Below are 21,186 nucleotides of genomic sequence, written 5' to 3' on the forward strand. Positions count from 1 at the left end.
TTCCGCTGGCGGTGATCCTGGTAACCAGCGGCAAGGGCGGCATCTACGAGGCGCCGCTGGTGAACCGCGTGCTGGGGGCGTTCGTCAACCTGTTTCGCTCGATACCGTTTCTGATCCTGATGGTGGCGTTGATCCCGTTCACGCGGCTGATCGTGGGCACCACGTATGGCGTGTGGGCGGCGGTGGTACCGCTGACGATTGCGGCCACACCGTTTTTTGCGCGCATTGCCGAGGTGAGCCTGCGCGAGGTGGATCATGGGCTGATCGAGGCGGCGCAGGCGATGGGGTGCCGGCGCTGGCACATCGTCTGGCATGTGCTGTTGCCCGAGGCGCTGCCAGGCATCGTGGGCGGCTTCACCATCACCCTGGTGACCATGATCAATTCGTCGGCGATGGCCGGTGCGATTGGTGCCGGTGGGTTGGGGGACATCGCGTACCGGTACGGGTACCAGCGCTTCGACAGCCAGATCATGCTGACGGTGATCGTGATGCTGGTAGTGCTGGTGGCGTTGATCCAGCTGGGCGGGGACCGGTTGGCGCGGGGGTTGAACAAAAGATAGACCGCAGCGTCCGTATCGCGGGTCAAGCCCGCNNCGGGCTTGACCCGCGATTGGCCAGCCCGGACACATCCGGAGTCAATGACACCCTTCATGCAGGTGCACACCTGACTACCTTGAGATTTCAACCTCAAGGAGATCGACATGGACTGTCCAAGCTCTCGTTTACTGCGCCGCGGCCGTTTCTCGGAACCTGGCCGACTTTACCTGCTTACCAGCATCATCGAACACCGCAAACCTCTTCTTCGGGACTTCCACATCGCGCGCCTGGTGGTAGCCCAGTTCATGCAGGCGCAGCGAGAAGGCAGTGCACACTCGCTGGCCTGGGTCGTCATGCCTGACCACGTTCACTGGTTGATCGAGTTGCAGAACCTGACCCTGGCGACACTCATGCGACGTTTCAAGTCTCGCACGGGTTGTGCCGTACTCAAGGCTTGCAGGCATCAGGGGCGCATCTGGCAGCCCGGGTTTCATGATCGTGCGTTAAGACGGGAAGACGATGCGCGCGCAGTCGCCCGCTACATCGTTGCCAATCCTTTGCGGGCGGGGCTGGTAAAGCGGCTCGGCGACTATCCGCATTGGGACGCCGTATGGCTCTAGAACCGGTAACGGCCATCGCGGGTCAAGCCCGCTCCCACAGGGACAACTCCGGACCTGTAGAAACGGGCTCGACCCGCGATGGCCATCACTCGCGCTGCGGCTCCTTGATCTTGTACCAGGCCACATACAGCGCCGGCAAAAACAGCAAGGTCAGCAACGTGGCGACAATGATGCCGCCAATCATCGCGTAGGCCATCGGCCCCCAGAACACTTCCCGCGCAATCGGAATCATGCCCAGGCTCGCCGCCGCCGCCGTCAGCAGAATCGGCCGGCGACGATGGTCCGTGGCCTCCACCACCGCATCCCACGGCGCATACCCATCAGCCTCGTACGCATCGATCTGCGTCACCAGGATCACCGAGTTGCGGATGATGATCCCCGCCAGCGCCAGAATGCCCAGTATCGCCACGAACCCCATCGGCGTACCCGTGGGGATCAGCGCCAGCACCACGCCAATCAAGCCCAGCGGCGCCACGCTCGCCACCAGGAACAGCTTCTGCACACTGTGCAGCTGAATCATCAGGAACGTCGCCATCAGAAACAGCATCAACGGCACCACCTTGGCAATCGGCCCCTGGGCCTTGCCGCTCTCCTCCACCGTGCCCCCCGTCGCCACCTGATAACCGGCCGGCAACTTACGCGCAAACTCGTCGATCTGCGGCTTGAGCTGCGCCACCAGGTCAGTCGGCTGGATCTCGTCACGCACCGCCGCCTTGACCGTGATGGTCGGCTTGCGGTCACGCCGCCACACCAGCGGCTGCTCCAGCTCGTAACGCACCGTGGCAAACGCCAACAAAGGAATCGAGGTGCCGCTGGGCGTGACGATCTGCAGGTTCTGCAGGGTCTGCGGCGAGTCACGCTCGCTGTCCACCGCGCGCCCGATCACGTCGATCAGGTAGATGTCATCGTTCACCTGGGTCACCGGCGAGCCGCTGACGATGCCGTTCATCAGGTTGGCCACGTCCTCGGACGACAGCCCAAGCTGGCGCGCCTTGTCCTGGGCAATGTCGATGCGCAGCACCTTGCCCGGCTCGTTCCAGTCGTAAATGATCTCGCCCACATGGGAGTTGCCATCGAGCAGCGCCGCCAGTTCGATCGCATGCTTGCGCACCTGGTCGATGTCCTTGCCGCTGACCCGGTACTGGATCGGCCGCCCCACCGGCGGGCCCATCTCCAGCGATTGCACGTAGCTGCCGATGCCGACGAAGTCCTCGCGCAGCCGCTCCTTCAGGCGCGCCGTGAGCGCCTCGCGCGACTCCAGGCCCTTGCTCACGATCACCAGCTGGGCGTAGTACGGGTTCTCCAGCTGCTGGTCCAGCGGCAGGTAGAAACGGATCGCGCCCTGACCGATGTAGGTACTCCAGCGCACGATGTCCGGGTCGTCCTTGAGGGTCGCCTCCAGCTTGTCCACCGCCTTGCGCGTCTCGTCGATGGAGGCGTTCTGCGGCAGGTTGAGGTCCACCAGGATCTCCGGACGGTCCGAGGACGGAAAGAACTGGTTCTGCACGAAGCGCATGCTGAACACCGCCAGGGCGAACAGCACCACGGTGCCGATGATGGTGATCCAGCGGTGGCGCATGCACCACAGCAGGCCATGGTTGAAACCGCGACCGATACGCCCGGGCTCGGCGTCGTGGGCCTTGACCTTGGCGCTGAGCAGGTGCACCCCCAGCACCGGCGCGAACAGCACCGCCACCACCCACGACACCAGCAGCGCCACGGCGATCACCGCAAACAGGGTGAAGGTGTACTCGCCCGCAGAGCTGGCGTTCAGGCCGATGGGCACGAAACCCGCCACCGTCACCAGGGTGCCGGTGAGCATCGGGAAGGCGGTGGAGGTGTAGGCGAACGTGGCCGCCTGCTCCTTGCTCTCGCCCTTCTCCAGCCGCGTGACCATCACCTCCACGGTGATCATCGCATCATCCACCAGCAGGCCCAGCGCGATGATCAGCGCGCCGAGGGAGATCCGCTGCATGGTAATGCCGCTGTACTCCATGAACACGAACACCATGGCCAGCACCAGCGGAATCGAGCAGGCCACCACCAGCCCGGCACGCACCCCGAGGCTGATGAAACTGACCACCAGCACGATCACCACCGCCTCGAACAGCGCACTGGTAAAGCCGCCCACGGCCTCCTCGACCACCACCGCCTGGTCCGACACGGTGTGCACGCCCACGCCCACCGGCAGGTCGGCGGTGGCGGCCTCCATGCGCTCGTGCAGCTGCTTGCCGAAGGCCTGGATGTTGCCGCCCTTCTTCATGCCGATGGCCAGGCCGATGGCAGGCTTGCCGTCGTAGCGGAACATCGGCGTGGGCGGGTCGGCGTAGCCGCGGCTGATCTCGGCAATATCGGCCAGGCGATAGAAGCGGTCGTCCAGGCGCAGGTTGACCTGCTCCAGGTCTTTCTCCGAGGCGAACTGGCCAGTGGTGCGCACCGAGATACGCTCGGGGCCGGCCTCCATCACCCCGGCCGGGGTCACCGCGTTCTGCGCCTGCAACGCCTGCACCACCTGGCGCTGGTCGATGCCCAGGGCCGCCAGCTTGCGGGTGGAGAAGTTCAGGTACAGCACTTCGTCCTGCTGGCCGATCATCTCGACCTTGCCCAGCCCCGGCACCTCGCGGATTTCTGCACGTACCTGCTCGACGTAATCGCGCAGCTGGCGCATCGAGATGCCATCGGCGGTGAACGCATACACCGAGCCGAACACATCGCCGAACTCGTCGTTGAAGCCGGGGCCCTGGATGCCCTGGGGGAACTCGCCGCGGATGTCCTGGATCTTCTTGCGCACCTGGTACCAGATCTGCGGGATGTCGCCAGCCTTGGTGGTATCGAGCAGGTTGACGAACACCGTCGACTCGCCGGGCCGGGTGTAGCTTTTCACGTAGTCGAGCGAGTCCAGTTCCTCGAGTTTCTTCTCGATGCGGTCGGTGACCTGCAGCAGGGTCTCGTCCTGGGTGGCGCCGGGCCAGCGGGTCTGGATGACCATGGTCTTGATGGTGAACGAGGGGTCCTCCTCACGGCCCAGGTTGAAATAGGAAAACACCCCCATCAGCAACGCGACGAACATCAGGTACCAGACGAAGGATTGGTGCTTGAGTGCCCATTCCGACAGGTTGAAGCTTCCTTTCATCGCGGGCCTTCCTCATCGATTTTTACCTTCTGGCCAGGCTTGAGGCTGTTGACCCCCGCCGTGACCACACGCTCGCCCGGCTGCAGGCCGGCACTGAGCACCACGCTGTTGTCCAGCCGCTCGCTGACCTTCACGTCACGCAATGAAACCGTATGCTGCTGCGGGTCGACGACCCATACCCGGGTGTGCCCGTCGACCTCCTGCAGGGCGCTCAACGGCAGCTCGCTGCGCGGTTGGATCGCCGAGCTCAGGGTGACGCTGATGGCCGTGCCCAGGCGAAAGGCCTCGGGGGTGTCGGCCAGGGTCAGGCGCGCGCGCCGGGTACGCGTGGCCGCGTCGGCCTGGGGCTCGATCTCGCGCAGCACGGCACTGGTGTTCACGCTGGGGTCGAGCTGCGCGGCCACCAGGAACTTCACCTCGCCCGACAGTTCGTCGGCCAGGCCTGCGGGCAGGTCGATCACCGCCTCCTTGACGTCCGGGCGCGCCAGCGTGACCACGCCCTGGCCGGCAGTGACCACCTGCCCGGCCTCGGCCTGCCAGGCAGTGACCACGGCGGGGTGGTCGGCCTGCAAGGTGCTGTAGCCGAGCTGGTCGCGGGCCTGGTTGACCGCCGCCTTGGCCTGTTCGAGCGAGGCGCCGGTAGTCTTCAGGTCGGTCTGGGCGATGTCCAGCTGGGCCTGGGCACCCACGCCCCGGTCGAACAGCTGCTGCTGACGACGGGCGTTGGCCTGGGCGTTGATCCACTGCGCCTGCACCTTGGCCAGGTCGCCTTCGGCGGCACGCAACTGGTTCTGCTGGTCGGTGGGGTCGAGGGTGGCCAGGGTGTCGCCGGCCTTCACCGTGGCGCCCACATCCACCCAGCGCCGGGCGATGCGCCCGCCCACGCGAAAGCCCAGGGTGCTTTCGTAGCGCGCCTGGATGGAGCCGGCAAAGCGCCCCAGGCGCGCCTGGTCCTGCGCCTGCACCACCTGGGACAGCACCGGGCGCACCGGCTCGGGCGGCGGCTCGTCATCGGCGCAGGCGGCCAGCAACACACAAGCGAACATCAGCCACAGGGTTCTCATTGCGTCACCCCGATATCGGCTGGGTCTGCCACTTCCACCTGCATGTCCGGGTGCAGCAACTGCCCACCCGCGATCACCACGGTTTCGCCGCCCTTGAGGCCGTCGCCCACCACCACCTTGCCGGTGAGGTAGCGCAGCACCTTGACCTTGCGCAGGTTGACCTTGTTGTCCTGGCCCACCAGCCACACCGCCGGGTCATGCACATCCTTGGTCAGCGCCGACCACGGCAGCTCGATGCTCGGGGTGCCCTCGGCCCTGGCGGTGGCACTCACCACCGAGCCCAGCTGCATGGCCGGCGGCACCTCGCTCAGGCCGACCTTTACCTGCACCGTGCCGCTTTGCGCCGAGACCGTCGGGGTGATTTCGCGCACGTGCCCCTTGGCTTGCACCTTGGGGTCGTCGAGCAGGCTGACGATGATCGCCTGCTGGGTGGGTGGCGCCATCAGCAGCGATTCGTAGACGTTGAACACCGCGTCGCGCTCGCCGTCGCGGGCCAGGGTGAAGATCGGCACGGTGGCCTGCACCACCTGCCCCACCTCGGCCTGGCGCGCGGTGATCACCCCGGGCGCCTCGGCGATCAGCGCGGTGTAGCTCAGTTGTTCGCGGGCGTTGGCCAGTTGCGCCTGGGCGGCCTTGAGCGCGCTCTGGCTGCTGCGTAGGGCGGCCTGGGCCGCGTCGTACTCGCTCTGGCTGGTGTAGCCCTTGGGCAGCAGCTTCTGCTGGCGCACGAAGGCGGCGGAAGTCTGGGTCACGCGAGCCTGTTCGGCGAAGACCTCGGCCTTGGCCGAGTCGACATTGGTTTGCAGGTCCTTGGGGTCCAGGCGCGCCAGCACCTGATTGGCGCTGACGTGATCGCCCACGTCGACGTTGCGCTCGATGATCTTGCCGCCCACGCGAAACGACAGGTCGGCCTGCACCCGTGCCTGGACATCGCCGGTGAGGGTCACGGAGGCTGCAAAGTCGCCGGCCTTGACCTGTTGCACCGCCACCCTGGGCAGGTCGGGTGCGGCGGCTTTCTTCTCGCCGCAGCCAAGCAGCAGCGCAAGCCCCAGGCAGACGATCAGGTTGGGGGGCGACACCGTCATGCGGGCTCCTTGCGTGGGTTCTGGGCAGTTGCTAGATGCGACTGTTAGCGTAGATCAGGGTTCCGCGTGCCGCTTGTCCTGGGGGCAATTGAGCACAGCGGCGACGTTGCGAGGGGTGGGGGCTGTCGCCTGCATCGCGTTTGATCGCGGCGCTGGAGCAGGATGCGCAGAGCAACTGCATCGTGCTGGAGAAGGCGTTGGGGCAGACGCGGGGGGTGGGGCAAGGGCGGTGGCCGGAGAGAAGACGGGGCCGCGGGGCGGCCCATCGCGGGTCAAGCCCGCTCCCACACAGACAGCGACGGTCCTTGTGGGAGCGGGCTTGACCCGCGATAAGAGCGACGCGGTGTCAGGGCCTCAGCCCTGCCATTTGCCGCCCTCGACGATCACACTCTCCGGCTTGGTGTCGTCGCTAAGCTCCTTGCGCACGTACTGGTCATACAGCTTGAGCAGGTACTTCTGCTCGCCCAGACGCGCCAGCTCGCTGTTGACCCAGTCACGCAGCTCGATGTTGCCCTTCTTCACCGCCGGCGCAATCGGCGCTTCCTCGCCCAGCTTCTCGTCCAGCACACGGTAGCCCGGGTTCTGCTTGGACCAGCTGAACAGGATCAGGTTGTCCTGCGCATACGCATCGCCACGGCCATTGGCCAACGCCTGCAACGACTCGGAGTTCTTCTCGAACTTGAGCAGTTTCCAGTCCGGGTGGTTCTTGGTCAGCCAGATGTCCGCCGTGGTGCCGGTGGTGACGATGGTGGTCTTGGCCGCCAGGTCGTCGAGCTTCTTCACCTCGCTGCCCTCGGGCACCAGCGCCTGTACCGCCACGCGCAGGTTGGGGTTGGTGAACTCCACCGCTTCCTTGCGCTCCGAGGTCACGGTCATGTTGGCCAGAATCAGGTCGACCTTGTCGCTCTGCAGGAAGGGAATGCGGCTGGCCGGCTCCACGGCCACGAACTCCACCTTGTTCTCGTCGCCCAGCAGCGACTTGGCCAGCTCGCGACCGATGTCGGTGTCAAAGCCCACATAGCGCCCGCTTTCATCCACATAGCCGAATGGCGGCTTGTCGGTGAACACGCCGACGATCAGTTTGTCGCGGGCCTTGATGGTTTCCAGGTAGCTGGTGGCCGGCGCTGCGGCATTGGCGGCAGGCTTGCTCGGCGCTTCGGATTTGTTGCACCCGGCCAGTACGGCCAGGGTGAACAGCGACAGCAGCAGTTTTGAAGCGTGGGCAGTCTTCATGACAGTTCCTTGTGTGGTGTCTTGGGCAGGCTTTCGACAAAGGAGAATTTCTCCAGGAACTGCTGCGCGCGTGCGGTCTGCGGGTTCGTAAAGAAGCTCTCGGGGGGGCTCTGTTCAAGGATCCTGCCGGCCTCCATGAACACGATGCGGTCGGCCACCGCGCGAGCGAAGGCCATTTCATGGGTCACGATCAACAGGGTCATGCCGTCGCGGGCCAGGCCCTGGATCACCTGCAGCACTTCCTTGACCATCTCCGGGTCGAGGGCGGCGGTCACCTCGTCGAACAGCATCACCTGCGGGTTCATGCACAGCGAACGCACAATGGCGATACGCTGCTGCTGGCCACCGGAAAGCTGGCGCGGATAGGCGTCGCGCTTGTCCAGCAGGCCCACTCGCGCCAGCAGTGCTTCGGCCTGGGCCTGGGCCTCGAGGCGTTCGCGTTTCTGCACCTTGAGCGGCCCGAGCAGCAGGTTTTCCATCACGCTCATGTGGCCGAACAGGTGGTAGCTCTGGAACACCATGCCCACCTGCTGGCGCACCTGGCGCCAGTCGGTGGCCTTGCTCAGCAACTCTTTACCGGCCAGTGTCAGGCTGCCGCCGTGGGCCACTTCCAGGCCATTGAGGCAGCGCAGCAGGGTGCTCTTGCCGCAGCCGCTAGGGCCCAGGATCACCACCACTTCGCCGCTGCGCACCTGCAGGTCGATGTCCTTGAGCACCTGGTGCTCACCGAAGAACTTGTTGAAACCCTTGAACTCGATCAATGCGCTCATGCGTGTGTCCAGCGCCGCTCCAGCGCCCGCGAGGCGGCCGACAGCGGGTAGCAGATGAAAAAGAAGAACAGGAACAGCGCACCGTAGATCAGCACCGACTCATAGGTGCGCTCGATGATCTGCTGGCCCACCTTGATCACGTCCACCACGCCGATCAGCACTGCCAGCGAACTGGTCTTGATGATGCGCGTGTAGATGTTGATGGTCGGCGGGGTCATGCGCTTGAGTGCCTGGGGCAGCAGCACGTAGCCATACAGCTGCCAGCCATCCAGGCCGATCGACAGCCCCGCCTCGCGTTGCCCGCGCGGCAGCGAATGCAGTGCACCGCGCACCACCTCGCCCACCTCGCTGGCACCCCACAGCGACAGCACCAGCACCGCGCACCAGAAGCTCGGAATGCTCACGGCAAAGAAGATCGGCAGGCCGAAGAACAGCAGGTACAGCCACACCAGTACCGGTATCGCCCGAAACAGCTCCAGGTACACCCGCAGCACCAGGTTCACGCTGCGCTTGCCGAGGGTGGCGAGCACGCCGTAGAGCACCCCGCCCAGGGTGCTGAAGACGATGCCCAGGGCCGAGATCGACAGGGTTTGCGCGGCGCCCTGGGCCAGTTGCGGCAGCGACACCAGCAGCAGTTCAAGACCCGAACTGGCCATGTTGCAACCTCCTTTCCAGGCGGCTCAGCAGCAGCGACAACGGCAAGAACAGCAGCACGCAGATCAGCGTCAGCACCGCGAGCATTTCGTAGGTCTTGTAGTACAGGGCGATGTAGCTCTTGGTGGTGTAGAGAATCTCGGGCACCGCCACCGCCGACACCACGGTGGTTTCCTTGAGCAGGAAGATGAAGTTGGCGAACAGCGCCGGCAGGCTGAGGATGCCGGCCTGGGGCAGGATCACGTGGCGCAGCAGCTGGCCTTCGGACAACCCGATGGAGCGCCCGGACTCCAGCTGTGCGGCGGGCACCGCCTCGACACCGGCGCGCAGCACCTCGGTCAGGTAGGCCCCGCCGAGAAACGTCATGGTGATGATCGCGGCGGCGAAGCCGGAAATCTTCAGGCCCAGGCTGGGCAGCGCGAAGTACACGAAAAACAGCTGGATCAGCAGCGGCGTGTTGCGTGCCAGCTCCACGTACAGGCCCACGGCACGCTGCAGGTAGGGCGTGCGGTAGACCAGGATCGCGGTGTTGATCACGGCCACCACCAGCGAGGTGGCGATGGCGATCAGGCCGACCTGCAGGGTGACCCCGACGGCCTTGAGAAACGCGGGCAATGTGCTGAGGATGAATGCGACGTCGAAGCTCATCGGCGTGGCCTCGGCGTCCGAAACAGGGTGCGCTGCATGGGGGTGGTCTCGAACCGGCCCGAGGGTAGACGGGCGGTGGCGGCTAGGGTTGGGCGTGCCGGTAAGCACTTTGGTAATACTCTAAAGCTATAAAAATATTTATTTAAATATCTTTATTGCATATTGATATCACGCAAAAAACTAACCGCAAATTTCCTCGTGGCAGGCGGGATCTTTCCCGCGCGCGCGCCATCAAACAGCTGTCGTGCGCGGCCCCGTGGGCCGTTCAACCCACAAGGAAAACAACACCATGAACAGCGACCAGCCGACCCTCGACCCCAGCGAACTGATCAAATGGCTGACGGCCCTGCGCCGCGCGGTCAACACACCACGCTGAAACCCCATTCAAAAAAAACGCCGACCCGGTAACCGGAGTCGGCGTTTTGCATCGTGCGGTCTACATCGGGCGAATCAGAACGCCGGCAGTACCGCGCCTTTGTATTTCTGCTCGATGAAGGCTTTCACTTCAGGGCTGGTCAGGGCCTTGGCCAGCTTCTGGATGGCGTCGCTGTCCTTGTTGTCGGGGCGCGCCACCAGGAAGTTCACGTAAGGCGAGTCGGAACCCTCGATCACCAGGGCATCCTTGGCCGGGTTCAGGCCGGCTTCCAGCGCATAGTTGGTGTTGATCATGTCCAGGTCGACCTGGTCCAGCACGCGTGGCAGCAGGGCCGACTCAAGCTCCTTGAACTTGAAGTTGTGCGGGTTCTTGGCGATGTCCTTGGGCGTGGCCAGGGCGTTTTTCGGATCTTTGAGTTCGATCAGCCCGGCCTTCTGCAGCAGGATCAGCGCACGGCCACTGTTGGAGCCTTCGTTGGGGATGGCGATGGTGGCGCCGTCCTTGAGCTCGGCCAGGCTCTTGACCTTCTTCGAGTAGCCACCGAACGGTTCAACGTGTACGCCGATCACGGTTTCCAGGTGGGTGCCTTTACCTTCGTTGAAGCTCTTGAGGTAGGGCAGGGTCTGGAAGTAGTTGGCGTCCAGACGCTTCTGATCGACCTGCACGTTGGGCTGCACGTAGTCGGTGAACACCTTGATTTCCAGGTCCACGCCTTCCTTGGCCAGGGTTGGCTTGATCAGCTCGAGGATCTCGGCGTGGGGCACCGGGGTGGCGGCAACCACCAGCTTCTGGCCGGCGTGGGCGAAACCTGCAACCGACAGAGCGGCTGCCAATGCAGTCAACAACAAAGCCTTTTTCATGCGCAGTCCTTATTCGAATCACAGCCATCGTCGACGGCGAAAGAGAGGGTGCCAGTATTGTGCTAGCTGGCGTGGAGGCGACAATACCGAGATTTTTTATTCCTTAACAATATCTTTTATGCAGACGCTTATATCTTTTTGACTGATAAAGAAGAGAGCACCGGCTGGCCTGCCAGGTGCATCCGGCGCCGCAACAGACAATGCTCGCGGTCTATCGATTAGCGGTCTCGATGGCAACCTCGGTGATGACAGTGGCCAGTTCCTTCTCGAGTGCACCATCACCCTGCACATTGGCGTAGATGTCATACCTGATCTCATGCGTGGAATTCATCCAGCGCAATCCTGTCCTCCTGACCCCACCCATTACTTTTTCCGACGTTTTCACCAGGGGCTTGCCGGGGTCCTGAGGCTTGGCGTAATCATCGTCGTAAACCACCACGCGCTGTGTCAGCTCGCGCTCATAGTGGGTCTCGTAGGTCACCACATAATCATCGCCGCACGAATAAAGCGACATGACGCCGTTCAAGCCGCCCTCCTTCATCTCGACCCCGGAGGGGAGTTCTTTGGACAGCCGACATTGCAACTTCTCGATCGCTGCTCGGGATTGCGATTTGAATCGGACGGCTTGAGCCAGCCTTCTGTCGCTCGCCTGGGCGAGTGTGATCATCGAACTGAATTGCTCGAAACCAGGAAAGGTCGAGTTCTTCTCTGGCTCGGCCGTGGGCGAGACCGCCCTTTTCTCAATGACCTTCTGGATATGGGTATTGCCACTGAGCGGTAGAATCTCCAGCTCGGCGCTTGCCGAAAAGGAAGCGAGCAGCGTGCTCATGCACAGCATCGACAGGCGCATCAGCGGCTGGCCTGGGCAAGGAAGACACGTACCGCGCAAGGTAGGTTTTTCATGAATATCCTTTCAATGCTTCAAGCGATCCAAGGCTTGCGAAGCAAGAAGGTAATCCACCTCATTCGCATCTGCAACGGTTGCTCCGCAGACAACCGCCTGTGCGTTACGCCTACACACCCAACCGCAGCGCCACCTTCTCCAGCAAGGCCTTCAGGCCACTGCGCTCACTTGCACCTGCGCGCAGCAACACCTCGATCTGCCGCTCCAACGCGGCCAGCGGCGTCAAGGTTTCCGGCAGGTTCAGATGCTCGGGCAGTATTTCCTCCCCGCTGCTGACCAGCAGGGCGAAGTGAATGACGTTTTCCAGTTCGCGGGTGTTGCCCGGCCAGCTGTGCAGTTCCAGCACCCGCTGCGCGGCCTCGCTGAGCAGCGGCGGCACGGCCAGGTTCAGGCGCGGGCTGTAGATGCCCACGAAGTACTCGGCCAGCGGCAGGATATCGCCCACCCGCTCGCGCAACGCGGGCAGCTCGAGGCGGCCTTCGTGCAGGTAGTGGTAGAGACGGTCGTGGAACTTGCCGGCGGCCACGGCCTGGGCCAGGTCGATGCTGGAGGCGGCCACCAGGCGCACGTCCACCGGGTTGGGTTGCTGGGCGCCAACGCGGGTGACTTCGCGGTTTTCCAGGGCAGCCAGCAGCTTGACCTGGATCGGCAGCGGCAGGTCGGCGATTTCATCCAGGTACAGCGTGCCGCCGTTGGCCGAGCCGAACCAGCCGGCGCGGCTGCTGGCGGTACCACTGTGGGCGCCGGCGCTGTAGCCGAACAGTTCGGCGTCGGCGTAGGTGGGGCTGATGGCGCCGCAGTTGACCGAGACGAACAGCCCGCCGCGGTCGCTGGCGCGGTGGATCTGCCGGGCCAGCAGCTCCTTGCCGGTGCCGCTTTCGCCGCGGATCAGCACGGGCAAGGCCAGCGGCGCCAGCAGCTCCAGCTCTTCGCGCAGCTGGCGCGAGCGCGGGTCGACGAACACCAGCGCCTTGGCGCGGATGCTCAACGGGCTCTTGTCGCTCTCGGGGAAGGTCAGCAGTGGCTGGCCGTAGGTGTCGTGAAGGCTCATGGCAAACTCCCGCCCGAGCGACTCACGGCGCGGACGTCTTGATGAAAAAGAGGGTAGCGCCCGGGGTCAGGCGCGACGCAGTGCGTGCTGTTCCAGGCGGCTCTGCAGGCGATAGAGGTAGGCAAAGCCCTGCTCCCAGCGCCGGTGTCCAGACTTGACGTTGATATGCCCGGCGCCGCCGAGCACACCGGCTTCTGCGCCCCAGGCGCGGGCCAGTTGCATCGCCCGTGGCGCACTGACCGCCGGATCGTTGTCGGAGGTGACCACCTGGCTGGGAAACGGCAGCAGGTTCTGCGGAATCGGCGCGAAGTTGCGCAGGGCCGGTGCACAGGCCGGGCGTTCGACGTCGGCCGGGGCCACCAGCAGTGCGCCACGTACCTGCTGCAGCAGGGTTTCGCTGGCGTGGGCGGCCCAATGCGCGACGGTGATGCAGCCCAGGCTGTGGGCGATCAGGATCACCGGCGAGGTGTCGGCGGCGATGGCATGTTCGAGCGCGGCAACCCAGTCTTCACGACGCGGGGTGATCCAGTCGGCCTGTTCGACGCGGGCACTGTTGGGCAGGCTGTTCTGCCAGTGGGTTTGCCAGTGATCGTCTGGCGATCCTTGCCAGCCCGGCACAATCAGGTAACGAATCGACTCATTGCGCATGAGATGCCTCCTGCTGGGTTTGCATTGCATGAGGGCAAGTATAGGGCGGGGGTTATATTCGTAAAGGAATAAGAAGCTATTTATTAATAACCAAAACTGCTTTCCGAATACTGTGTGCAACCCTGTGGGCGCTGGTATCGGCGCCTTCGGAACGGGCATAAAAAAAGGGGCCGTCCCCTGCCAGGATACGGCCCCCGAATGCGTTGCCCTTACCGTTGCATCGTGTTCAACGCGCGGTGATCACCGAAAGCTTGGTGATACCCGCCCGCTCGATCGAGGCCATGGCGCGCGCCACTTCCCCATAATTCACACCGTCGTCCGCCTGCAGTTGCACGCGTACCTCCGGGTCCTTGGCCTTGGCCGCCTGCAAGCTGGTCTCCAGCAAGTCCGGCTGGATCTCGTCCTTGTTGATGAACAACTTGCCGCCCCCATCGATGCTCACCACCAGCGGGTCCTTCTGCTCCACCGGGGCCACGGCCTCGGTCTTGGGCAGGCTGATCGGGATCGCGTTGGTCAATAACGGCGCGGTCACGATGAACACCACCAGCAGCACCAGCATCACGTCCACCAGCGGCGTCACGTTGATCTCGCTGAGTACCTCGTCACTGTCCTGGGTAGAAAAGGCCATGTCAGGACGCCTCTTTCACAGGTTGGCCGCTCACTGTTGCAGCTTTGTGAAGCGCAGGGTGCACCAGCACGCGGAAGGCACTCTTCTGCGCCAGGCTGTAGAAGTCGTGGGCAAAGTCGTCGAGGTCGGCCGCCGTGAGTTTCAGGCGACGCAGGAAGTAGTTGTAAACCAGCACCGCCGGCACCGCGACCGCGATCCCCACACCCGTGGCCACCAGCGCCGCACCAATCGGCCCGGCCACGGTTTCCAGGCTCGCCGAGCCCGCCGCACTGATGCCCTTGAGCGCTTCCATGATGCCCCACACGGTACCGAACAGGCCGATGAACGGCGACGTGCTGCCGATACTGGCCACCACCGCCAGGCCGGTTTCCAGCGAGCGGCGCTCACGCACGATCTGCTGGCGCAGGGCGCGTTCGAGGCGGTCCTGGTGGTTGATCGCCTGGCTCAGGTCATTGGCCTGGCCGGGCTCGCCCACCGCGATGGCGGCGTAGCCGGCCTGGGCCACGCGGGCGGCGGCGCCGGGCTGGGTCTGGGTGAGTTCGGCGGCCGAATCAAGGCTTGAGGCCGCCCAGAACTGCTTGTGGAAGCGCTTGTCCTGGTTCTTCAGGCGGGCGAACTGCAAGCCCTTGACCAGGGCCAGGCCCCAGGTCGCGACGGAAAACACCACCAGCAGCCAGATCACCGCGCTTTCGATGGATTCAAGGGGGGATGCCAATACACTCATGATGGTTTCTCTCTGTTAGCGCGAAATTTTTAGCGAATCTTGAAATCGATCGGCACGCTGACCCAGCCCGCCTGGGCCACGTCGCCCTGCTTGGCCGGCACGAAGCTCCAGCGCTTTACCGCCGCCAGCGCGGCGTCGTCGAGCTGCTGGCGACCACTGCTCTTCTGCAACTGGATCTCGCCAGGCTTGCCGCTGGGCAACACATACACCCGCAGCAGCACGGTGCCTTCCCAGCCGCGACGCTGGGCCAGCGACGGGTATTCCGGCGCCGGGTTCTTCAGGTACGCCGCGCTGGCCGAAGCCGGGGTCACCGGCGCCGGGGCAGGTGGCGCAGGCGGGGCGGCAGGTTGTGGCGGTGCCGGCGGCGGCTCGACCGGTTTGGGCGCAGGCTTGGGCTCGGGCTTGGGCACCGGCTTTGGCTTGGGCTTGGGTACCGGCTTGGGCGGTGGCGGCGGCTTGACGGCCAACTCGTCGACCACCGGCGGTGGTGGCTCCACCACAGGCTCGGCCGGCGCCGGGGGCGGCGGCTCGACAACCGGTGGCGCCGGCTGGGAAAACTCGATGGTCATCGGCGGGATTTCCGGTGGAACCACCGGCAACACCGGGGCCGGTGCCTGGCTGACCCAGTAGGCCACGGCACCATGCAGCACCAGCGCGAAAACCCCGAGCAGCACCTTCTCGCGGCCCTTCAAGGCACTGCGCGGGGTGCGCTGCAAGCGCTGTTGCGCCAGCGGCAACCGGTGCGGCCGACCGAGGTCGACCAGCTCGCCGCCCGGCGCCTGGCGCCAAAGCACATCGAGAGCACTGGCGGCGGTCTGGACATTACCCATTGATCAACTCCTGGGAGGTTCGGTGCATGTGCATCGAAGGCCGCCCGGTCTGGCCGGCCTTCGCTGAGGTGGATGATCGACGCGCGCTGCTTATCTCTTAAAGTAATCTTTAAAGTTATGGATAGAACCTGATCGCATATACAAAACCGCTGAACCGCTCTAGCCCGCGCCAATCAAGGGCTGGAGGGCATTGCTGATCTGGCAATGCCTTTGCGGCATCGAAAATATTCGCCAAAGGCATCGAAAAACCCCTCAGAAGTCATAGCGACCGGTCACGCCCAGGGTCCGCGGGGTGCCGAGCAGCCCTTCGTAGCCGCCGTTGGCGGCGCTCCACAGGGTGGTGTAGTAGGTCTTGTCGAAGGCGTTCTTCAGCCATAGCGACACGTCCCACTGCCCGCCCCCGGCATCGCCGCGCAGGCCGGTACTGAGGTTGACCACGGCGTAGCTGGGGATCTGCGCGAAGTCCGAGTCCTCGACCGTGCCCACCGCCCTGGAGCGGAACGCATAGCTGGCGGTGACATAGGGCTGCAGGCCGTTGTCCAGGTCCCACTGGTACTGCCCGTTGGCGTTGGCGATCCATTTGGAGGCGCCGACCACCTGATGCCCGCTGAGGTCGCAGGCGGCCGGGGCACCCGGTTGCAGAGCCACCTCCGGCGCGCACGGGGCGTCCTTGTAGGCGAGGTAGCGCACGTCGTTGAACGAGCCGTTGAGGTTCAGCGTAAGGCCGCGCAGCGGCACCAGGGTGCTGTCGAACTCGACCCCGCGTGAGCGCACCGAGCCTGCGTTGGTCAGGTACTGCACGCGGTTGGCGTCGTCGTAGGCGTTGGTCTGGTAGCCGTTGACCTGGGTCCAGAACAGGTTGGCGTTCAGTTGCAGGCGGCGGTCCCACAGGGTGCTCTTGAAGCCCAGTTCGGCGTTGTTGGCGCGCTCGGTGCCGATCAGCAACGAGTCGGCGCCAGCCACCGGTGCGGTGCCCACCGCCAGGTTGACCCCGCCGGACTTCTCGCCGTGGGACAGCGTGGCGTAGCCCAGCAGGTCGTCGGTGAAGCGGTAACTGAGGTTGAGCAGGCCCGAGGGGCTGGTGCTGTACTGGTTGAGGTCGCCCGAGTCATACGCACCGGCCCGTCCCTGGCGTACCGCTGCCGCCGCCCCGCTGACCGCAGCGCCGCCCACCGGGGCGCTGCGGTTGACCCAGGCGCTTTTCTCTTCGTAGGTGCCGCGTATCCCGGCGGTGAAGTCCAGGCGCGGGGTGAGGTGCCAGGTGCCCTGACCGAACAGGGCGAAGCTGTCGGTCTTGATGTGCCCCTTGCCCACCGAGCTGACGTTGGCCAGCGCACCGGTCGGCGTGCCGTTCCACACGTCGGCCTGGGGGCCGTAGAAGGCGAAGGACTTGTTGTCCAGGTTGGAGCCGAAGTAGTACGCGCCCAGTACGTAGTCGAAGAAGCCGCCCGTGGGCGAGGCCAGGCGAAATTCCTGGGAGTACTGCTTGTCTTGCACCGACACCCCGGCGTTGTAGGTCGCCGGCACATCCAGGCCGTCGTCGTTGCGCGGGGTGAAGTCCCACCAGCGGTAGCTGCTGATGGAGGTCAGGGTGAAGTCGTTGTCCAGGGTCCAGTTGGCCTCCAGCGAGGTGCCGCCCTGGAACACCGTGACCTTCTGGTCGTCGTCCAGGTTGACCTTGCGGTGGCGGCCGTCGACCAGCGTGGCGCCGGCCGCCGCCGCACGGCTTTCATAGCGGTTGACGCCGTTGATGGTCGGCCCGGTGCTGTACAGCACGCGGGTGCCGGCGCTGGAGTCTTCCTCGTTGTAGTCGCCGATCCAGCGCAGGTTGAACTGCTCGCTGGGCTTGTACAGCAGTTGCCCGCGAAAGCCCTGGCGCGCGCCACCGTTGAGGGTGTGGCCGTCGTGCTCGTTGCTGATGTCGCCGTCGCTGCGCGTGCGGTAGGCCGAGAAGCGACCGGCCAGGGTCTCGGTGAGCGGGCCGGAAAGCGTGCCCTTGGTCTGGAAGTAGCCGTCCTCGCCCACCGAGGCCTCGATGCTGCGCTCAGGGGTGAAGCTGGGCGCACGGGTGCTGATGTTGATGACCCCCGCAGTGGTGTTCTTGCCGAACAGGGTGCCCTGGGGGCCGCGCAGCACTTCGAGCTGCTCGATGTCCATGAGGTCGAACACCGCCATGCCGGGGCGGCCGAGGTAGACGTTGTCCAGGTACAGCCCCACGCTGCCTTCCAGGCCGTCGCTGGCCGGGTTGTTGCCCAGGCCGCGGATCGACACGCTGGACTGGCGCGCATGCATGTAGGCCACGTTGACGCTGGGCACCAACTGCTGAAGGTCCTGGATGCGGTACACGCGCTGGCTTTCCAGGGCCTGGCCGTCGAGCACGCTCATCGGCGTGGGCACGTCCTGGGCGCTCTCTTCACGTCGGCGCGCAGTCACGGTGACGGCCTTGAGCTGGCTGTCGGGCTTGACCTCGGGCGCCGCCTCGGTGGCCGCCTGGGCCGGCAGCCAATGCGCGCTGCCGGCCAGCAGCAAGGCCAGCGGCAGGCGCTTGAGCCGTCGGGAAGACAAGGGTGCGGCGGGGGAAGACGGGCGCATGGGCGGCTCCTGGGCAAGGAATTGATATTCCTTAAAGTTATTTATTTATGATTTCACATATGTTTACTGCATAAGAGATTGCCTTTATAAGGAGTGCAGCCGAGGCAGAGCAAATGCATTTGCCCGATACTTTTCATGTGAAAAATGCATATCGACCTACGCCAGCTTCGCCACCTGATCGCGCTTGCCGAGCACCGCAGCTTCGTGGCGGCGGCGAACGCGGTGAGCCTTTCGCAATCGGCCTTCAGCCGTAGCATCCAGGCCCTGGAACACAGCGCCGGGTGCCTGCTGGTGGACCGGTCGAGCAAGGAGCTGGCGCCGACCAAGCAGGGCCTGGTGGTGCTCGAACATGCACGCCGGCTGGTCAGCGGCGCGCATCAGTTGAGCAACGAGATCAGCCAGTTCAACGGCCTGGAGGCCGGCGAGCTGCGCTTTGGCTGCGGCCCGGCGCCGGCCGCCGGGCTGGTGCCGCGTGCCATCGGCACGTTCATCGGGCGCTACCCCAGGGCACGGGTGCGCTTTCAGGTGGATGACTGGCAGAACCTGGACAAGCGCCTGCTGGCCGAGGAGTTCGAGTTCTTCGTGGCCGACACCCGCCGCTTCGAGGCCGACCCGGCCTACCACACCGTGCGCCTGCGCCCGCGCCGCTGGCACTTCTGCTGCCGCGCCGCGCACCCGCTGGCGCAACTGCCGAACGTCAGCGCCGAGCAACTGCTGGCCTACCCCCTGGCGGTGACCCTGCGCCCGCCCAACCTGCGCAAGGTGATCAGCGACCTGAGCGGGCGCCCGGACTTCACCGCCAGCGTCGAGTGCGAGAACGGCTACAGCCTGCTGGGGGTGGTGCTGAACTCCGACGCGATCGGCATCTGCAGCGCCAACAGCGATGCGCTGCACAGCGCCGCCCAGCAACTGGTGCGCCTGAACATCGACGGCCTGCACGACGACTGCGAGGAGCTGTACACCCGCTACGGCATCGTCAGCCGTGCGCGCCAGCGCCTGTCGCCGCTGGCCGAGGCAATGATCGCGCAGATCGTCGCCACCGATCAGGCCGACCAGGACCTGTGCAACCTGGAGCGCCTGGCCATCTGAGGTGTTGCGCCGGGCGCATCGAAGGTATTCGGCAAATGCGCTTGTGGTCGCGTGGCGTGCAGGGCGAAATCACCCACCAGACTTTCAACCGGTGAGCGCCATGACCCAACCTGCCCCCGTGCGCAACGTGCTGTACATCATGTGCGACCAGCTGCGTCGCGATTATCTGTCGTGCTACGGCCACCCGCACCTGCACACGCCCAACATCGACCGCCTGGCCGCTGCCGGGGTGCGCTTCAGCCGCGCCTACACCCAAGGCACCATCTGCGGGCCGTCGCGCATGTCGGCGTACACCGGGCGCTATGTGAGCAGCCACCAGGTGGCCTGGAACAGCGTGCCGCTGCCGCTGGAGGAGCTGACCCTGGGCGACTACCTGCGCCCGGCCGGCATCCGCACCGCGCTGGTGGGCAAGACCCACGCCACGCCGAACCTTCAGGCGCAGCAGCAGCTGGGCATCGACGCCGACATGGCCAGGCAGCTCGATGAAGTGGGTTTCGAAGCCTATGTGCGCCATGACGGTATCTACCCCGACGACCCGCAGTTCGCCGACAAGCGCGAGAGCGCCCCATACACCCGTTACCTGCGCGAACACGGCTATGGCGGCGACAACCCCTGGCACGACTGGGCCAATGCAGCGCAGGGCGAAGACGGCGAGGTGCTCAGCGGCTGGCACATGCGCCACGCCGACCGCCCCACGCGCCTGCCCGAGCAGCATTCGGAGACGGTGTACACCACCGACCGCGCCATCGACTTCATCACCGAACAGGGCGAGCAGCCGTGGTGCCTGCACCTGTCGTACATCAAGCCGCACTGGCCGTACATCGCGCCGGCGCCGTACCACGCGCTGTATGGCGCGGCGCAGGTGCTGCCGGCGGTGCAGGGCGGGCGCAGCGATCACCCGGTGTATGGCGCGTTCCGCCAGCATCAGGAGAGCGTGAACTTCTCCCGCGAGGAGGTGCGCCTGAAGGTGATCCCCACCTACATGGGGCTTATCAGGCAGGTGGACGACCAGCTCGGACGGCTGTTCGAAGTGCTTCGACGCACCGGGCGCTGGGACGACACGCTGATCGTGTTCACCAGCGACCACGGTGATTTTCTGGGCGACCACGGGCTGGGGGAAAAGGAGTTTCTACTGGAGCAGGCGGTGGGTGTGCCGTTGATCGTGCGCGACCCGCGTGGGGCGGCAGATGCCACCCGTGGCACGGTGGATGCGCGGCTGGTGGAAACCATCGATGCGCTGCCGACGTTTCTGGACGCACTGGGATTGCCGGGGGCCGAGCATCGGCTGGAGGGGCGGTCACTGGCACCGTTGCTGCACGGTACGGCGCAGGGATGGCGCGAATACGCGATTGCCGAGTACGACTATGCGTTCCAGACCCCGGCGCGGGAGCGGCTGGGTCAGCCGATCGACCGTTGCCGCATGACCATGGTGCGCAGCGAGCGCTTCAAGTACATCGCGTATGACGGCTTCAGGGCGCAGCTGTTCGACCTGCAGGAAGACCCGCAGGAGCGGCACGACCTGGGCGATGATCCGGCGCATGCCGGCGTGCGCGAGGTGCATCAGGGATACCTGTTGCAGTGGCTGCGCGGGCTCAAGCGCCGCACCACGATCAGCCATGCGGAGATCGAGCGGCGGGGGGAGCGGTTCCGCTACGGGGAGCCGCAGGCGGACAGCGTGGTGAAGATCGGGGTGTGGTGAGGCGGGCCGCTTCGCGGCCCGTCGCGGGTCAAGCCCGCTCC

General features: G+C 65.0%; 19 protein-coding genes and 1 pseudogene. 5 read left to right on the forward strand and 15 right to left on the reverse strand.

All coding sequences use genetic code 11. The features are described 5' to 3' along the window. Nucleotides 1-560, forward strand: a 560-nt coding sequence (locus B4I46_RS16670) for a methionine ABC transporter permease (protein WP_286901029.1), incomplete at its 5' end; no start/stop codon positions are given. 141 nt (nucleotides 561-701) lie between these two features. Beyond that, on the forward strand, nucleotides 702-1,157 hold the full coding sequence (locus tag B4I46_RS16675; protein WP_286901030.1) for an REP-associated tyrosine transposase: 456 nt from the start codon (nucleotides 702-704) through the stop codon (nucleotides 1,155-1,157). A gap of 85 nt (nucleotides 1,158-1,242) precedes the next feature. On the opposite strand, the gene B4I46_RS16680 is transcribed toward B4I46_RS16675, so the two are convergent. From B4I46_RS16680 to B4I46_RS16690, 3 genes are read right to left on the reverse strand one after another with little or no spacing between them, the layout of a single operon-like run. Further along, nucleotides 1,243-4,290, reverse strand: a complete 3,048-nt coding sequence (locus B4I46_RS16680) for an efflux RND transporter permease subunit (protein WP_286901032.1) — start codon at nucleotides 4,288-4,290, stop codon at nucleotides 1,243-1,245. Continuing rightward, nucleotides 4,287-5,354: an efflux RND transporter periplasmic adaptor subunit gene (locus B4I46_RS16685; RefSeq protein WP_043861587.1), complete on the reverse strand. Its 1,068-nt coding sequence runs from the start codon at nucleotides 5,352-5,354 to the stop codon at nucleotides 4,287-4,289. Before B4I46_RS16685 ends, B4I46_RS16680 begins: the two co-directional genes overlap by 4 nt. Next, the gene (locus tag B4I46_RS16690) at nucleotides 5,351-6,439 is read right to left on the reverse strand and encodes an efflux RND transporter periplasmic adaptor subunit (RefSeq protein WP_043861586.1); all 1,089 of its coding nucleotides are present in this window, start codon (nucleotides 6,437-6,439) and stop codon (nucleotides 5,351-5,353) included. Before B4I46_RS16690 ends, B4I46_RS16685 begins: the two co-directional genes overlap by 4 nt. Before the next feature lie 101 nt (nucleotides 6,440-6,540). On the opposite strand from B4I46_RS16690, the pseudogene B4I46_RS16695 reads away from it, so the two are divergent. Beyond that, nucleotides 6,541-6,678: pseudogene (locus B4I46_RS16695) on the forward strand (AAA family ATPase); the annotation flags it as partial. Nucleotides 6,679-6,793: 115 nt separating this feature from the next. Here B4I46_RS16695 and B4I46_RS16700 read toward each other — a convergent pair. From B4I46_RS16700 to B4I46_RS16755, 12 genes are all read right to left on the reverse strand, one after another. Further along, the gene (locus tag B4I46_RS16700) at nucleotides 6,794-7,672 is read right to left on the reverse strand and encodes a transporter substrate-binding domain-containing protein (RefSeq protein WP_043859914.1); all 879 of its coding nucleotides are present in this window, start codon (nucleotides 7,670-7,672) and stop codon (nucleotides 6,794-6,796) included. Beyond that, the gene (locus tag B4I46_RS16705; protein ID WP_088514090.1) at nucleotides 7,669-8,442 is read right to left on the reverse strand and encodes an amino acid ABC transporter ATP-binding protein; all 774 of its coding nucleotides are present in this window, start codon (nucleotides 8,440-8,442) and stop codon (nucleotides 7,669-7,671) included. The genes B4I46_RS16700 and B4I46_RS16705 overlap by 4 nt, the downstream gene beginning before the upstream one ends. Beyond that, nucleotides 8,439-9,098 carry an amino acid ABC transporter permease gene (locus B4I46_RS16710; RefSeq protein ID WP_286901035.1) on the reverse strand — a complete coding sequence of 220 codons (660 nt, stop codon included), beginning with the start codon at nucleotides 9,096-9,098 and terminating at the stop codon, nucleotides 8,439-8,441. The genes B4I46_RS16705 and B4I46_RS16710 overlap by 4 nt, the downstream gene beginning before the upstream one ends. Then, nucleotides 9,079-9,744, reverse strand: coding sequence for an amino acid ABC transporter permease (locus B4I46_RS16715; RefSeq protein WP_043859911.1), 666 nt, complete (start codon nucleotides 9,742-9,744; stop codon nucleotides 9,079-9,081). Before B4I46_RS16715 ends, B4I46_RS16710 begins: the two co-directional genes overlap by 20 nt. Nucleotides 9,745-10,194: 450 nt before the next feature. Then, nucleotides 10,195-10,980 (reverse strand): MetQ/NlpA family ABC transporter substrate-binding protein, encoded by a 786-nt coding sequence (locus B4I46_RS16720; protein ID WP_043859910.1) that lies wholly within the window; start codon nucleotides 10,978-10,980, stop codon nucleotides 10,195-10,197. A gap of 211 nt (nucleotides 10,981-11,191) precedes the next feature. Then, the gene (locus B4I46_RS16725) at nucleotides 11,192-11,830 is read right to left on the reverse strand and encodes a hypothetical protein (RefSeq protein ID WP_054915895.1); all 639 of its coding nucleotides are present in this window, start codon (nucleotides 11,828-11,830) and stop codon (nucleotides 11,192-11,194) included. Nucleotides 11,831-11,993: 163 nt separating this feature from the next. Then, nucleotides 11,994-12,935, reverse strand: coding sequence for a sigma 54-interacting transcriptional regulator (locus tag B4I46_RS16730; RefSeq protein WP_043859908.1), 942 nt, complete (start codon nucleotides 12,933-12,935; stop codon nucleotides 11,994-11,996). Between the two features lie 66 nt (nucleotides 12,936-13,001). Next, on the reverse strand, nucleotides 13,002-13,583 hold the full coding sequence (locus B4I46_RS16735) for an alpha/beta hydrolase (protein ID WP_043859907.1): 582 nt from the start codon (nucleotides 13,581-13,583) through the stop codon (nucleotides 13,002-13,004). Between the two features lie 226 nt (nucleotides 13,584-13,809). Beyond that, nucleotides 13,810-14,211, reverse strand: a complete 402-nt coding sequence (locus tag B4I46_RS16740) for an ExbD/TolR family protein (RefSeq protein ID WP_043859906.1) — start codon at nucleotides 14,209-14,211, stop codon at nucleotides 13,810-13,812. Nucleotide 14,212: 1 nt separating this feature from the next. Continuing rightward, on the reverse strand, nucleotides 14,213-14,935 hold the full coding sequence (locus B4I46_RS16745; protein ID WP_043859905.1) for a MotA/TolQ/ExbB proton channel family protein: 723 nt from the start codon (nucleotides 14,933-14,935) through the stop codon (nucleotides 14,213-14,215). Between the two features lie 29 nt (nucleotides 14,936-14,964). Continuing rightward, complete coding sequence (locus B4I46_RS16750; protein WP_286901039.1) at nucleotides 14,965-15,765, reverse strand: energy transducer TonB; 801 nt, start codon at nucleotides 15,763-15,765, stop codon at nucleotides 14,965-14,967. A gap of 252 nt (nucleotides 15,766-16,017) precedes the next feature. Continuing rightward, complete coding sequence (locus tag B4I46_RS16755; RefSeq protein WP_286901040.1) at nucleotides 16,018-18,357, reverse strand: TonB-dependent receptor; 2,340 nt, start codon at nucleotides 18,355-18,357, stop codon at nucleotides 16,018-16,020. Nucleotides 18,358-18,501: 144 nt separating this feature from the next. Here B4I46_RS16755 and B4I46_RS16760 point away from each other — a divergent pair, with 144 nt between their 5' ends. Together B4I46_RS16760 and B4I46_RS16765 are read left to right on the forward strand one after the other, a co-directional pair. Beyond that, nucleotides 18,502-19,446, forward strand: a complete 945-nt coding sequence (locus B4I46_RS16760) for a LysR family transcriptional regulator (protein WP_088514085.1) — start codon at nucleotides 18,502-18,504, stop codon at nucleotides 19,444-19,446. A 100-nt stretch (nucleotides 19,447-19,546) separates the two neighbouring features. Further along, entirely contained in the window at nucleotides 19,547-21,145 is a 1,599-nt protein-coding gene (locus B4I46_RS16765) for an alkaline phosphatase family protein (protein WP_286901041.1), read from the forward strand. Nucleotides 21,146-21,186: the final 41 nt, after the last annotated feature.

The organism is Pseudomonas sp. UBA7500 (assembly GCF_002478435.1).
Taxonomy (GTDB): Bacteria; Pseudomonadota; Gammaproteobacteria; order Pseudomonadales; family Pseudomonadaceae; genus Aquipseudomonas; species Aquipseudomonas palmensis.